Annotated in this window: 14 protein-coding genes; all 14 read right to left on the reverse strand. The window is 35.9% G+C overall.

The annotated features are described in order from the left end of the window. Positions 1-270 precede the first annotated feature (270 nt). The gene (locus tag B7C41_RS06970; RefSeq protein ID WP_235839638.1) at positions 271-2385 is read right to left on the reverse strand and encodes a secretin N-terminal domain-containing protein; all 2115 of its coding nucleotides are present in this window, start codon (positions 2383-2385) and stop codon (positions 271-273) included. Positions 2386-2423: 38 nt separating this feature from the next. Beyond that, positions 2424-2990: a hypothetical protein gene (locus B7C41_RS06975; RefSeq protein WP_085298077.1), complete on the reverse strand. Its 567-nt coding sequence runs from the start codon at positions 2988-2990 to the stop codon at positions 2424-2426. Next, positions 2987-3583 (reverse strand): hypothetical protein, encoded by a 597-nt coding sequence (locus tag B7C41_RS06980; RefSeq protein WP_143764320.1) that lies wholly within the window; start codon positions 3581-3583, stop codon positions 2987-2989. The genes B7C41_RS06975 and B7C41_RS06980 overlap by 4 nt, the downstream gene beginning before the upstream one ends. After that, positions 3552-4697, reverse strand: coding sequence for a hypothetical protein (locus B7C41_RS06985; protein WP_143764321.1), 1146 nt, complete (start codon positions 4695-4697; stop codon positions 3552-3554). Before B7C41_RS06985 ends, B7C41_RS06980 begins: the two co-directional genes overlap by 32 nt. A 114-nt stretch (positions 4698-4811) precedes the next feature. Continuing rightward, positions 4812-5708, reverse strand: coding sequence for a type II secretion system protein GspK (locus B7C41_RS06990; protein WP_085298080.1), 897 nt, complete (start codon positions 5706-5708; stop codon positions 4812-4814). Then, positions 5708-6415 (reverse strand): PulJ/GspJ family protein, encoded by a 708-nt coding sequence (locus B7C41_RS06995; RefSeq protein ID WP_085298081.1) that lies wholly within the window; start codon positions 6413-6415, stop codon positions 5708-5710. The genes B7C41_RS06990 and B7C41_RS06995 overlap by 1 nt, the downstream gene beginning before the upstream one ends. A gap of 2 nt (positions 6416-6417) precedes the next feature. Then, the gene (locus tag B7C41_RS07000; protein ID WP_158089094.1) at positions 6418-6876 is read right to left on the reverse strand and encodes a type II secretion system protein; all 459 of its coding nucleotides are present in this window, start codon (positions 6874-6876) and stop codon (positions 6418-6420) included. Further along, complete coding sequence (locus B7C41_RS07005) at positions 6869-7300, reverse strand: prepilin-type N-terminal cleavage/methylation domain-containing protein (RefSeq protein WP_085298083.1); 432 nt, start codon at positions 7298-7300, stop codon at positions 6869-6871. The genes B7C41_RS07000 and B7C41_RS07005 overlap by 8 nt, the downstream gene beginning before the upstream one ends. A gap of 2 nt (positions 7301-7302) precedes the next feature. Next, positions 7303-7722, reverse strand: a complete 420-nt coding sequence (gene hepT, locus B7C41_RS07010; RefSeq protein ID WP_085298084.1) for a type VII toxin-antitoxin system HepT family RNase toxin — start codon at positions 7720-7722, stop codon at positions 7303-7305. Positions 7723-7737: 15 nt separating this feature from the next. Continuing rightward, positions 7738-8124 (reverse strand): type VII toxin-antitoxin system MntA family adenylyltransferase antitoxin, encoded by a 387-nt coding sequence (mntA, locus tag B7C41_RS07015; protein ID WP_085298085.1) that lies wholly within the window; start codon positions 8122-8124, stop codon positions 7738-7740. A gap of 124 nt (positions 8125-8248) precedes the next feature. Beyond that, positions 8249-9451 carry a type II secretion system F family protein gene (locus B7C41_RS07020; protein WP_085298086.1) on the reverse strand — a complete coding sequence of 401 codons (1203 nt, stop codon included), beginning with the start codon at positions 9449-9451 and terminating at the stop codon, positions 8249-8251. Then, positions 9451-11103, reverse strand: a complete 1653-nt coding sequence (locus tag B7C41_RS07025; RefSeq protein ID WP_085298087.1) for a GspE/PulE family protein — start codon at positions 11101-11103, stop codon at positions 9451-9453. The genes B7C41_RS07020 and B7C41_RS07025 overlap by 1 nt, the downstream gene beginning before the upstream one ends. After that, positions 11103-11498: a type II secretion system major pseudopilin GspG gene (gene gspG, locus B7C41_RS07030; protein WP_085298088.1), complete on the reverse strand. Its 396-nt coding sequence runs from the start codon at positions 11496-11498 to the stop codon at positions 11103-11105. The genes B7C41_RS07025 and gspG overlap by 1 nt, the downstream gene beginning before the upstream one ends. 209 nt (positions 11499-11707) lie before the next feature. Beyond that, entirely contained in the window at positions 11708-12763 is a 1056-nt protein-coding gene (gene wecA, locus B7C41_RS07035; protein ID WP_085298089.1) for a UDP-N-acetylglucosamine--undecaprenyl-phosphate N-acetylglucosaminephosphotransferase, read from the reverse strand. Positions 12764-12846 lie beyond the last annotated feature (83 nt).

The following is a 12846-nucleotide window of genomic DNA, read 5'->3' on the forward strand; positions in this document are numbered from 1 at the left end:
TTTAATACCCAAGATTTTATTTTCGTTAAATTTACACTTAGGTAGATTAACACTTAGGCCGTCGCCTAAGCGACTTTTAACAGTGTCTAAGTTTAAGCATTCAATTTCGCTTGTCAATACTATTTTGACATTCTTATAGAATTAAAACAGTAAATCGATTAAAAATTAAACTACCAAATAACACCAACTTAACACTTGTTAGACGTTACCTAATTAATCAATATTGTTCAAGCACTAAACAACAAAATATCATATGGAAAGTCAATTTAATCAATTAAGATCAATATTTTGAAATTTAACAGCAAATTTTGCTTTAATATCTTCCCATTCATTACCAGACTCTATTATTTTAGGGGTAACTAAAACCACTAACTCTGTTTTGCCACCTGTGTCACTTGTGGTATCAAAAAGCTTTCCTATCAATGGAATACTAGAAAAGAACGGCACACTAGTATCATTAATGGTACGTGTTTCACTGATTAAACCACCAAGAATAATGGTTTGTCCACTTTCTGCAACCACTTCGGTTTTAATACTACGTTCAAGCAGGATAGGATTACCTGATACAGCACTACTACCTGCTGCTTGATTGTTAATTTCTTGGTCTATTTCCATAATGACAGTACCGCGAGCATTAATAGTCGGCTTAACTTGTAGTTTTATACCTGTATTTAAATACACAACAGAGGTTGTTGTGGTGCCACTTTCTTGGACAATAGTTTCGCCAACGGTTGGTATTTTATCACCAACGGTAATATTAGCCGTTACGCCATCACGCACCAATAACGAAGGTCGTGACAAAACATTAACATTATCGTTTTTCTGAAGAAGGTTAATATTAAGCTTGCCATTATTACCGGTTAATAGATAAGTAAGCCCCTTAGCATCGCTGTCAAATTTGAAGCCGCCCGTTGGAGTCGCAGTACCTTGGTTAGTCAGCGAAAAGCTAACCCCTTGTTTAAATTCATCGGTGAGTTTTACTTCAGCAATCATTACTTCTAAAATCACTTGCTTAGGCATCACGTCTAAGCGCTTAATTAATGGCAACAATTGACGATATTTGTCACCGGTAGCATTAAAAATTAGCGTATTAGCGCGTTCATCTACCACTAGCGCCATATCTTCATTTGAAGAAAAAGAACTTTTACTGCCTTTATTAGCTGAGCTAGTATTTTGTTTATTTTGCCCTGCTGCTGAAGTTGTTGCTGATGGCTGTGTGCCTCGACTTCCTTTTCCTCCAATCAAAAGCTGCAAGCTTTCACCTAAATCTGCAGCGCGAGCAAACTTTGGCGCATACAAAAAGTACTGTAACTGGCTACCGCTTGGTACTTGGTCTATTTGTTTCGCCCAAAACGCAACACGTTCAATTAATTGTTTATCGTTTGCAAAAATAACCAGCGTGCCAATACGATCTAATGACACCATAGAAACCGCAAGATCGTTTTGTTTGCTGGCACTTACTGATATGCCTTCCTGCTTTAACAACTCAGGGAGCTTTTCAATTAATTCATCTGTGCTTACGTACGTGCCTTTATAAACACCTATATGCCTATTTTTAAAAATAGGCTGATCCATAAGCTTCACAAACTCAAGTGCTTTAATGATTTCTTTACGCTTTCCTTGCAGTATTATATTGCTGCGCTGAAAGTCAGCAGAAGCCTTGACTGACATCAGCTGTTGTATGGTATTAGCAAGTGACGTTTGCATACCATAAACAAATGGCACTAATTGAACAATAGTTTCGGAGGTATTTGGTACATCAGTAATATCTTGCCCATAGCCGTAAACAAGGTTTCCTTGACTACCACTGCCTTCTGCTTTGTGGATATAATAAATATCATCTTCAAAGCGAATAACATAACCACGTTCGCTTAGTAGCTGTTCACTAACATTAAATACTCTTTGTTGGCTGATGCTTTGTTGCAAGTTCAGTGTTACTGATTTGTTGTCGGCTTTAACTTGCTCGCCTAATATATAACTAACGCCTAATAAATCACCTAAAACATGGTGTAAGTAATCTTTTAATGGCAGGCTATCAGCGCTGAGTTGTAACAACTTAACAGCACTAAATTGTTGGGTTAGATCAACAGCGCTGACTTCATTAGCTTGCTTGGGTTGTATAGATGATAAATAAGCAAGCCCCAACTTTTTATCTTCACTAGCAAGCAAATTCCCAGCACTATCAGAAAACTCAACCTTAGTCTTGCTTTCAGCTGTACTATCGTTACTACTCTTATCCTGTAAATAAGAATCTCCGTTTAATTTGGGGTTTTGTGGCGAGCTAGCACACGCGCTAAGTGTTAAGGCTATTATTACACCTAAGGCGACGTACTTTAGTCTACTGATACAATTTTTATTGCTTATATTTTTATTGCTTTTCATCATATTTTCTTAGCGTTGGCTTTTAATAAAGGTGGCTATATTTAGTTTTTGTACATGGTTAAGATAATCTTCTGGCTACGTCCATCAAACATTCTCACTAACTTAACTTGCGTATTTTTCTCAATGGTTAAGTGGTAACCATAAATCTCACTATTGTGAGCATATTTTTCAATTTTTTCGCTACCAGTATTTATGTCAACAATTGATATTAACGCAACTGTTTTTTCAACACTATTTTCAACGGCTAAAGCATCATTACGAATAACGGCTTTTAACGATAATTTATTGTTATCAATAAAAACTTCTGTCAATTCTCCTTGCTGGTTATTTTGCTCATTCATTGACATACCAAAAATTTTGTTATCAGGAGACTCATCAATGATTTTTCCATACTTTTGGTAGCGTTGATTTAATTCGTTTACCATTGAAGCTGCTAGGTTAGGAGAGGCTATAGGTGTGACAATAGCATCATCTTTTTCTTTGATATTTAAAATATTATTCGGTAATAACCGGGTGCTAATGTCAAACATTGACCAAACAATGCTTATGACTATTACCAATAAAGCTAGCTTATTGGTTAATAAAAATTTAATTTCATTCCAATTCACGAGCTTCCCCCAACGTCATTAGCAAAAACATTCAAAGTAATACGGCCATTTATACGCCCTAAATTGTTATTTTGTTGACCTTTAAGTGAAAGGTTAAACTTTGATATTTCAATAAACTGTTGATACGTTTCAAGCTCAGCTGTGAAATTTATTATATCAATAGTTTTTCCTTTAACGGTCAATTTGAGCGGGTAACGACTCTTAGATAAACTTGGCAACATGGTTAATGTTTGCCAACCGATATCTTGTAATGTAAGTTTATGTTTAGCTAACATTTTCTCAATTAACTTTTGTTGCTCAAGCTTAAAACTTGCAACTGATTTAAAGGTTGCGAAAAGAGGTCTTACTTGCTCAAGCTCAATTCCTAACGCTTTATTGAGACCAAGATTACTTGCGTTATTTGCAAGTACTTGTGTTATTTTATTTTGTTTTTTCTCAAGTTGGGTAATTTGTGCAATAAGTTCATCTTGCCATGTGATAATAGGTAAGAAAAGAAACTTCACTATGATCAGCAAAGCGATTATCGACAAGAGAAATGCATGTTTTTTTAGCTCTGCCACACTACTCCCCCCCTTTTCTATTATCAATTTCATTAACTATTACTGTCGGAATTTGCAACTTAAAACTAATCACAAAAGAGTCTAGGTTACGCTGTTTACGTGTAGGAAAATCAAACTTTGCATCCATTACTTGCGGTTTTTTACTAAGTAATTCTAGTAAGCTCGTCGCATTAAGTGTTTTTCCCCTTAAAACAAAACGCTCGTCTACTATTCTAATATTATTAAATTGAGCTTCAGGAAATAAGTCAGCAATAATAAGCCAAAATGGTGCCTTGTTTTCTGCCATGGCAAAAAACGCTTTGTTTGCTGAGTATGCTGCCCATTGTTGGTCAAAAAGTTGTTGCTGGCCAAGTGCTTGCGAAACTTCTTCACTCTGTCTACTGAGTTTTTGCTGTAAATTATATTGTTTAGCAGTTAAATAAGCACTGGAAAGCGCCAAGTACAGTGATAAAGAAAGAAATAAAGGTAAGGATATATTTTTTAACAGTTGTAATTTACTTTCATTTTTGGGCAATCGAATGAAACTTGAAAGTACGGGTAACGATAACCGCTTAACACCTTGAACCACATGATTTGCAAAGGTATTATCACCGGTTAGAGATTCAACATTTGAGTGTTCTGTTTTAGCGTTATCAATTTTAGATTCATTAAATGCCATTAAGCTCGTATCTGCACTCGGAATAACGCGTGTAGTTCCAGATATCGTAATACCTACTGATGTTGAAAAGCGACGACTGGTATTAATCAATGAAGAAGCTGGCAACGAAACTATAGTTTCTGCCAATCGCCCTACATATAATAAATCGACATTATCATCCGATACAGCGGTTACTTGATGCTTATCTGCTGTAAGCGCAAGTAATAAAGTTTCAGGTAACATGATATTTGATTTTGGTATTGATTTATCAAATTGCCAAATGTTAACTTGGCTTTTTTCATTTACACTTTCCCAGTGGTGAAAATAGCTATGGTTTTCATCAGAAAACTCCAGTTGCAATAATTTTTTTAACTCGGCTTTGTTTTCTATCGGGTACTCTTTCGCTTGTTCTTTGTAAAAAGAGCGAGAAACGATCAATATACTCGGTACATTGTCAGTAATTTCCGTTAGCACAAAGTTATGATTTTCATCTAAAGAAAATTTATGCAACTTTCCATTATAGTAGCCCAAAAAACGACATGTAAGCCACTTAAAAAACAATGAAACATTTGAAGTTTTCAGTGTTTTTTTTGATTTTATTGTTATAGATGAGAAATTCAAAATTTACCCATTTGTGGCAAAAATATTGATGGGTGCTTGAAATGCATTGGCATATGGATTTAACTCTACAATAATTTTTTTATAAACTTTTGAAGAGCCGACAGCCCCTTCAAGTTCAATTGCTAATATATTTGATGGATATAGTAATACTTTTTCACTATCAACAATGCCCGTAAGTTGGCTAAACTGCCTCGTTGATAGTTGATTGCTTTCACGTCGTTGTATTATTTGCTCTGCAATCTCAATGTTTGTAATTGCCACTAATAATTGCTTTGGCGAATTCATTGGATTAAAAAAGCCTTTACTGTTTAAAGTGGTATTTTTTAATAACGATTGATGTAATTCACTTGAAACATTTTTAACAAACTTTGAATCATGCAAGTCAGGGAATGCTCCATTTCTTATGGATTGCATTGCACCGAGCGATTCATTGCCATTTGTGCGAGGGATGTTATCAAGATCTTGCCAATCTAACAAGTTATCGAAAATAACATTTGTTTCATTTGTTGTATGCCCAACATGAGCGATCAATTTTTTGAGTATTTTTGCATCAGGAAAATGTGCATTAATTAATGCTGACTGATCTTGAATTTTAACCGTTACTTGCTTGCTAATGTTAAAAGGAAGGGCAAAAAAGTTCCAACGTTTGTTAATTGCTTGACCTGACACCTCAGCATTGCTTTCTGACTGGACTTTTTTATTGGTTAATAGCTCAAACAACAATTCAGCTTCAGCACTATGAACAGCAACTAATGCAGTTGCTTTATCATCAGACCATTGTGCAACTTTCACCTGATCTTTTGCCGTAGTTGTTAAATACATTGCCAATACAGATAAAACAGCGGTGATCAATAGTATCTGAATTAATGCTATGCCCTGAACTTTGTTTGATAAATGCATTATTGATTTTCCTTGAAATAAGGTGACAACCAACGCTCAGGCCTTGCTTCCAACTGAATAGGTATACTTAAGTCTTTTCCTGCTTGTGTTAGCGTTACAGCATACTTTTCAGGCATTATTTGGTTATTAATACCTGAAAAACGTGTATACCATTGCGCCTTTTTACCTTTTTTATCTAAAGCATTTTTTTCATATAAATGCGGCCAACCATAATAACTAAACTGGACATTATCTAAATTTGAAAACAAAACTAATTGATGCGTAAAGTTGATACTTTGATCTGTACCTTTAAGTAATATCTGTTCTGTAGATGCTGATTGATAAATTAAATCTACTTTACCTTCTCCTGCATCTATCGTACTTAAACGAAAAATTTCAGGATAATCGCCACTAAACAGTCCTGAGCGACTGACAGCAAGCAAACTGTTATCATCACCAATAAAGAAAAATGATGGTTTTTTATTATCGTCTACCACGACATATGGCTGAACACCTTCAAGTAATCTCTGTATTAATTCCAAATGCTTATAGTTTTTAGCTGAATGATTAAATTGACCTAGTTCTTTATTCCAGCGCTCAGACATTAAACTATAAGTATACGAGCCAGTAAAAAGCAGTAATGATAAAATTGAGATAGCGATCATCAACTCTACCAAGGTAAAGCCTTGATTTTTCGCTCTTTTTTTATAGTTTTGAAGACTATTCATAACTAATCACTTGACCAACTTAATTCATTAAATTGATGTTGCTGAGTTAAGTTTTTATAGCTTAACGTTAAGTTAACTTGCCATAATTTGTATTTTAATGGCTGGGTGGTAAGTTGATGAGTAACTGGGTCTAATTTTTTCGGCGCCCCTTTATTTGAGACTAACTCAGCTTGCCATTGATAATTCACATCCCAAGTAGTATTTTTTTCACTTATTTGAGTGCTATTAGAATTACCTTGCTGCCGAATTGAGGTTCTTATATTAGCAAGCACAGAGGGTAATACGCCTGCGATAACAATGTGGCTATTTGCTTTTTCACTACTTAAAAAAGCACCTCGATAAACCATAGAAACAAGCGCAATTGAAGAAAATAAAATAACGGAGGCAACTAAAACCTCTATTAAAGTAAAGCCGTTATTATTTTTAGCTGAAAACGATTTATAAAGGTGAATGTTATTCATCAATAGTAATTGCCGTTTCATCATTTACCCATTGGCTAAGGTTAATCACCATAGGCTTACCTCGAAAGGTACCGGAGAGTAATTTAGGACTAACGAAACCTTTTGCGCTGTAGCTGAGTTGTTGCGGTTGAAAAAATAACGATTCAAAGGTTTTATTTTCAATCGGAGATAATGCTTCTCCTTTTAAATGAAGAATAATATTTTTTCCTGAAAACTTAACAACATGTTCTTTTCCTGTTGTAAAAGCACGAAAGCTTACTTTTTTCAACCAGTTTTTCACCGTTAGCATTTCTTGTTTTGCTTGCGCTTTTTCTAAACTATTTATTGCCAGAGGCCCAACCATGCCCATTAAGAGCGCAACAATAGACATGACTATCATTAATTCAATAAGCGTGAAGCCACGTGGCTGAATTTTACCTTTCATATTTAATTAAGTGTTATTGCCAGTGATTTAACTTCTTTAATAAAGTCTTCAAAGTCAGTTAAGTGGTTTTCTATCACATGTTTTACAATGTCTATATTGAGTTCTTGATAGTCGTGCACTGCAATATTTCTCAGCCCAATCATTTTCTTTAAGCTATTACTTACTCTTTCCGACAATACACCGTGCTTTTTTAATAACTCAAAACTATCTTTGCTACTTTGAGGTATGCCAGTTTTTTTTATTTTATTAATATAATTAGCAACATCTATTGTTGCTTCGCAAGCACGCTGCAAGTTTAAAATTACTGAGTCTTGTTTGGTATAATCAATAGAGAAGTCACTACCCGCTTGAGCGTAAACATCCCTTATACGTAGCAAGCACCGAGCAATTGTTGAAAGCTTATTTATAATGACATCATTCATATTTTTCAATTCTATTTATTCAGCGAAAAACTGTAAAAGAATATCTTTACGCTCTTCATTTAAATGTTGATACATAGACATTATGTGCATTGAAAATTTATCAGCAGTTTTCTGAGGATCATAAATACATATTCCGTTATGAATGATCTCGTTTTGCATAACAGTAGAGGCTGATAATAAATCAACAAAATCAACAGACTGGTTTAAATTGTCGGCTAATTCGCTAGCGTAATTCCATCGGTCAACAGTATTTAATTTGCAATCTAACAATATGGCTATATCTAAATCGCTACCAACACTTGCCGTTCCTGAAGCATGAGAGCCAAACAAATAAATTAGTTTTACTTTGGGTATTAAGTTTACCACAGCATGGGTAATACGATTTTGTAATGATTTAGCCATACTGCCCTCTTGTATTACGTTATTGGTCAAATAAGTAAATATCTTCAATAATCAATGAATCAATGAATCAATGAATGATTCTATTATTTACTTAAACAATTTAGTCTGCCAAATTATTCTTATACTATATACCCATTTCGTTAATAGATACCATACTCATCAACATAACAACAACAACACCACCAACAAAGCCGCCCATAAAAAGTATCATTAAAGGCTCTAATAATGTTGTCATGCGATCAGCCCAACTTTCGAACTCTTGCCGTGAACGGTTAGCAATTTCATCGAATACACGTTCTAAATTGCCTGATTCTTCGCCCACTTCTAACAATGAGATATAAAAATCGGGATAGAGTGAAGTTTGTTTTAATGCAGGTGTAAGTGCGCTACCACTTTTAACTTTCTTTTTAGCAATTTCAAGCTCACGTTTTAGTGCCGTATTCTTTATATTACCTGCCGATAAACCAATAGCTCGGTCAATTTGTACTCCTGCTTTTACCATCATCGCTAAGCCACTATTAAAACGAATACGCTCAACGGTAATTATCGCTTTCTTCATTATTGGTAGTTTAAGACTTATTTTTTGCCACCACTTTACGAATTCAGGCTTCTTAGCCAGCGTTATGATACCAAATATACTAGTAATAACCCCCACCACTAATAACCCTTGATATTGTAGCATCCATTCACTAGCAGAAAGCATAGCACTGGTATACCAAGGCAAAGAGTCAACGTCATTAAACATGACCGCCATTTTGGGAATAATAAAGTTAAAAATAAAAAATATACTTAACATACAAACAAAAAATATCACCATTGGATAAGCTAAAGAGCTAATTATTTTTCGTTGTAATTCTCGTCTAAACTTTAGGTCTTTGGCTAGTCCGTCAAATATTTCGCTTAAATTACCCGACGCTTCACCTAGCTCAATAAGGTTGCAGTAAAGCGGGTCAAATATATCGTCATGAGCTTTGAATGAATCAGATAAGCTTTTGCCTTTTTTTAGGTTGCTGCTAATGTCGGTCAATAATTTTGCTAAGGCGGGTTTTGCTTTGGTACGCTTTATAATATCAATACCGCGATCAATTCTAACACCTGACTCAAGTAACAAGCTGAGCTCTGCGGTTAAAAACTCTAGATCAGCAAGCGATACTTTGCTTGAAAAGCCAAAAACACTCTTGCCTGTGTCGCTAAGGTCTTTTACTTCAGTGGTCAATAAGCCTTGCTGTTTAAGCTGTGCCAGTACCGCGGTTTTGTCACTTGACTCTATTTGCCCATCAACTTTTGCGCCAGAGCTATCGTAGGCTTTATAGCTAAACAGTGCCATTAGCCAGCTACTCGTACAACTTCGTCAACTGTAGTTAAACCTAAAATGGCCTTATATAAACCATCTTCAAGCAAGGTTCTACGCTGCATGTTGGCATTATGCTTTTTAGCTTTTGGAATGAAATCTGAATCTTTTGGCATGGCTTTGATTTCTTCATCACAGCGCAAATACTCAGTAACAGCCATGCGGCCTTTGTAACCTGAATGAGAACAATTGTCACAACCTACACCGTGCATAAGTGATATTTCCGGTAGTGAAAATTTATCCGCTAAGGTTTTTAATTGATACTTTTCAATAATTTTTTCAGCATCAGGATGTGGCTCTGCACACTCGCTGCATATTTTTCGCGCTAAACGCTGGGCAACAATTGAAACAAGCGCCGCATTTAATAAGAACTCCTCTACACCTAAATCAAGCAAACGTGTGTAGGCACTTGCTGCGTCATTGGTATGTACGGTTGAAAATACTAAATGCCCTGTAAGCGCTGATTGCAATGCTATTTGCGCGGTTTCTTTATCGCGTATTTCACCTAACATAATAATATCAGGATCTTGTCGTACAATGCTTCGCAGCCCTGCTGAGAAGTCAAAACCTATGTCACTGTTCACTTGTACTTGGTTAATGCCCGGCAGTTGATATTCAACAGGATCTTCAAGGGTAATAATTTTTACGTCATCGTTATTTAAGGCATTTAAAAAGGTGTATAAGGTCGTTGTTTTACCTGACCCCGTAGGTCCTGTCAGTAACACGACACCAGCTGTAGTTTTTATATCTTCACGTATCATGGTTTCGATATCGTTAGACAAGCCTAATACTGACATATCGTATTGCACATTATCTTTGCGTAAGAAACGTAACACCATTGATTCACCGTCATTTAATGGCAGTGCTGAGACACGAATATCGAGTTCTTGATTGGCAATTTTCATTTCTATTTTGCCATCTTGCGGCCGTCTTTTTTCTGCAATATCCATACCTGAAAGTATTTTTAAGCGTGTAACAATCGGCAATTGCATTCTAGGTGCTAGTATTTCTGCCTCATGTAATACTCCATCAACTCTAAACCTCGCTCTATAGCGACCTTTATAGGGCTCAAGGTGCATATCTGACGCACCTTGACGTAACGCTCGAGAGATAAGAGAGTTGAGAAGGTTTACAGTCGGCGCTTCAGTCGCTAACTCTCTTAATCGTTCTTCTTCATCACCAGTAAATTCTTCATGATCAACAGTAGACTGTTGCTGATCGAACTTACTCGACAAGGCTTGAATATCAGACTCATCAGCAAGTAAAATAGTTGCCGTTATATTTTGCTGGCTAAGCCATTCATTAACCGATAATTCTAGCGGAAAACGACAAGCAAATGTCCAATTATTATCAACTTTAGCTAAAGGTATCCACTGCTTCTCCAACAAAAAAGTCAAGACCTTGGACTCGATACTAATCGTTTTTTGCTCTTGCCACTCGGCTATGTCTAGCAAAGGAAGAGCAAGATACTTGCTGTAAAGAATAGGAACTTGATCATCGGGTAAACTACCCATATTAACAAGTATTTGATCTAAACGACCACCGAAACGACTTTGATAACTTTCCGCCCGACTTAAGTCTTCAGGCAAGATGTTAAATTGCTCAACCAACAACTGATTCAATTGCATTATTTGTGTACTATATCTTCATTATTGTCAGTACCACCGGGTTGGCCGTCAGCCGCGTAAGACATTATTTTATAGGGATTTCCATTATCCCCTGGTGTGGTGTACACATATGGGTTTTTCCACGGATCAAGTGGCACTTCTTTTGGTAAATATGGTCCATCCCAACGTGGTTTATCGCTTTTTCTTAACTCTTCTAAAGTCGACGGATAAGCTCCCATATCAAGTCTATAGGTATCCAGTGCTGTTTCAAATGCATTCATTTGTGCCGAAGCTATACCGCGTTCAGCAGTACCTAATTGAGAGAAAAATTTAGGGGCAACGAGTGAGGCTAACAAGCCTAAGATAACAATAACGATGAGTAGTTCGATCATCGTAAAACCTGTATTTTTGCGCATAATATCTTGAATGTGAGTTATTTTGCAAAGAGTCTACCAGTTGAAAAAACGACTGTCGAATAGTTAGTGGTTGTTTGCAACATTTATAAACAATAAATATTGCAATAGAGTGTATGTTGAATTACTACGTGAATATTTTGATATAAAAATCAACAGTAACAATATAGCTGCAGTCGGTTTTATGCAAAACTAACTAAACTCAATTTTGCTTAACGATTAATAACTCGAATAAACTTCCACGCATGTTGCAAGGCGTAGGAATAACACAAAAACAAGCTAATAAAGAGCGTTAACATTATCCAATCGTTTATTAATAAGTACTCTCCCAATACACCAAAAGATGCAAGCGCGATAGAAAAAACACTGATCACTCTTAATGCTTGTCTGGAGGATAATCCTGCACGCATACAAATGTGGTGCAAATGACCATTGTCCGCTTTAAATGGTGAATCACCTTTTCTTATTCTTCTTATCATAATGGCAAACATGTCCATTAAAGGCACAGCGATTACCCACAATGCGGTCACTGGCCTAAAAGATGCCACTTGTGTACCTTGAGTTTGTGAGCCTAGCACTAACAGCCACATCACAGTTAACCCCATGAACATGCTGCCTGCATCACCCATGAATATTTTTTTACCACGTGGATTTCGTGTACTAACGTTATAAAATAAATAAGGAAGAGTCGCGACAACAAGTATAAGTGGCAATAGTACGTCAGCATTGTTATTGGCAAGTAACGTTAGAATTGCTACTGATGAAATAGAAATAATACTCATAGACCCAGCCAAACCATCAATGCCATCAATCATATTAAAAGCATTAATCGCTGCGATACACGCAAGCATGGTAAATATCATGCCATAGCCTTCAATATCGACATTGCCAATCAAGTGAAAATAACCGAATTCATGAATATATATTCCGCCACCAAAAACCATAATAGTGGCAACAATACCTTGAAAAATAATTCTAGGGGCAACATTTAAATCGTAAATATCGTCCATCGTGCCGATAAATACTAATAAAGCTGAAGATATTAAATAAAGATTAAGTAACTGACTTTGTTCGACGAATATGCTTGACGCTATTAGCACGCCAGTAAAAATAGAAAGCCCGCCAATTAAGGGAATTGCACCATCGTGTTTTTTTCTTTCATTGGGTAGGTCAACTAAACCAACATGAGGAGCTAACGGTAATAATGCTTTGATTGTCAAAATTGACACAGAGAATGCAACAAATAAAGCAAGGGAGAATATAAGCATTAAATAATTAACCAATAAATAATTGTATAAAAACGCGTATATTATAGCGTTTTACTCCAACGATACCAGTGTAATATAAGCTT

The organism is Cognaticolwellia mytili, assembly GCF_002104475.1.
GTDB classification, from domain to species: domain Bacteria; phylum Pseudomonadota; class Gammaproteobacteria; order Enterobacterales; family Alteromonadaceae; genus Cognaticolwellia; species Cognaticolwellia mytili.

What these genes read in the sequence shown, in the direction of transcription:
- gspG (WP_085298088.1), bottom strand. Translation starts at nt 11,498, where the DNA reads ATGCGCAAAAATACAGGTTTTACGATGATCGAACTACTCATCGTTATT.
- wecA (WP_085298089.1), bottom strand. Translation starts at nt 12,763, where the DNA reads ATGCTTATATTCTCCCTTGCTTTATTTGTTGCATTCTCTGTGTCAATT.
- B7C41_RS07000 (WP_158089094.1), bottom strand. Translation starts at nt 6,876, where the DNA reads ATGAATAACATTCACCTTTATAAATCGTTTTCAGCTAAAAATAATAAC.
- B7C41_RS06995 (WP_085298081.1), bottom strand. Translation starts at nt 6,415, where the DNA reads ATGAATAGTCTTCAAAACTATAAAAAAAGAGCGAAAAATCAAGGCTTT.
- B7C41_RS06970 (WP_235839638.1), bottom strand. Translation starts at nt 2,385, where the DNA reads ATGATGAAAAGCAATAAAAATATAAGCAATAAAAATTGTATCAGTAGA.
- B7C41_RS06990 (WP_085298080.1), bottom strand. Translation starts at nt 5,708, where the DNA reads ATGCATTTATCAAACAAAGTTCAGGGCATAGCATTAATTCAGATACTA.
- mntA (WP_085298085.1), bottom strand. Translation starts at nt 8,124, where the DNA reads ATGGCTAAATCATTACAAAATCGTATTACCCATGCTGTGGTAAACTTA.
- B7C41_RS07020 (WP_085298086.1), bottom strand. Translation starts at nt 9,451, where the DNA reads ATGGCACTGTTTAGCTATAAAGCCTACGATAGCTCTGGCGCAAAAGTT.
- B7C41_RS07005 (WP_085298083.1), bottom strand. Translation starts at nt 7,300, where the DNA reads ATGAAAGGTAAAATTCAGCCACGTGGCTTCACGCTTATTGAATTAATG.
- hepT (WP_085298084.1), bottom strand. Translation starts at nt 7,722, where the DNA reads ATGAATGATGTCATTATAAATAAGCTTTCAACAATTGCTCGGTGCTTG.
- B7C41_RS06980 (WP_143764320.1), bottom strand. Translation starts at nt 3,583, where the DNA reads ATGAAATTGATAATAGAAAAGGGGGGGAGTAGTGTGGCAGAGCTAAAA.
- B7C41_RS07025 (WP_085298087.1), bottom strand. Translation starts at nt 11,103, where the DNA reads ATGCAATTGAATCAGTTGTTGGTTGAGCAATTTAACATCTTGCCTGAA.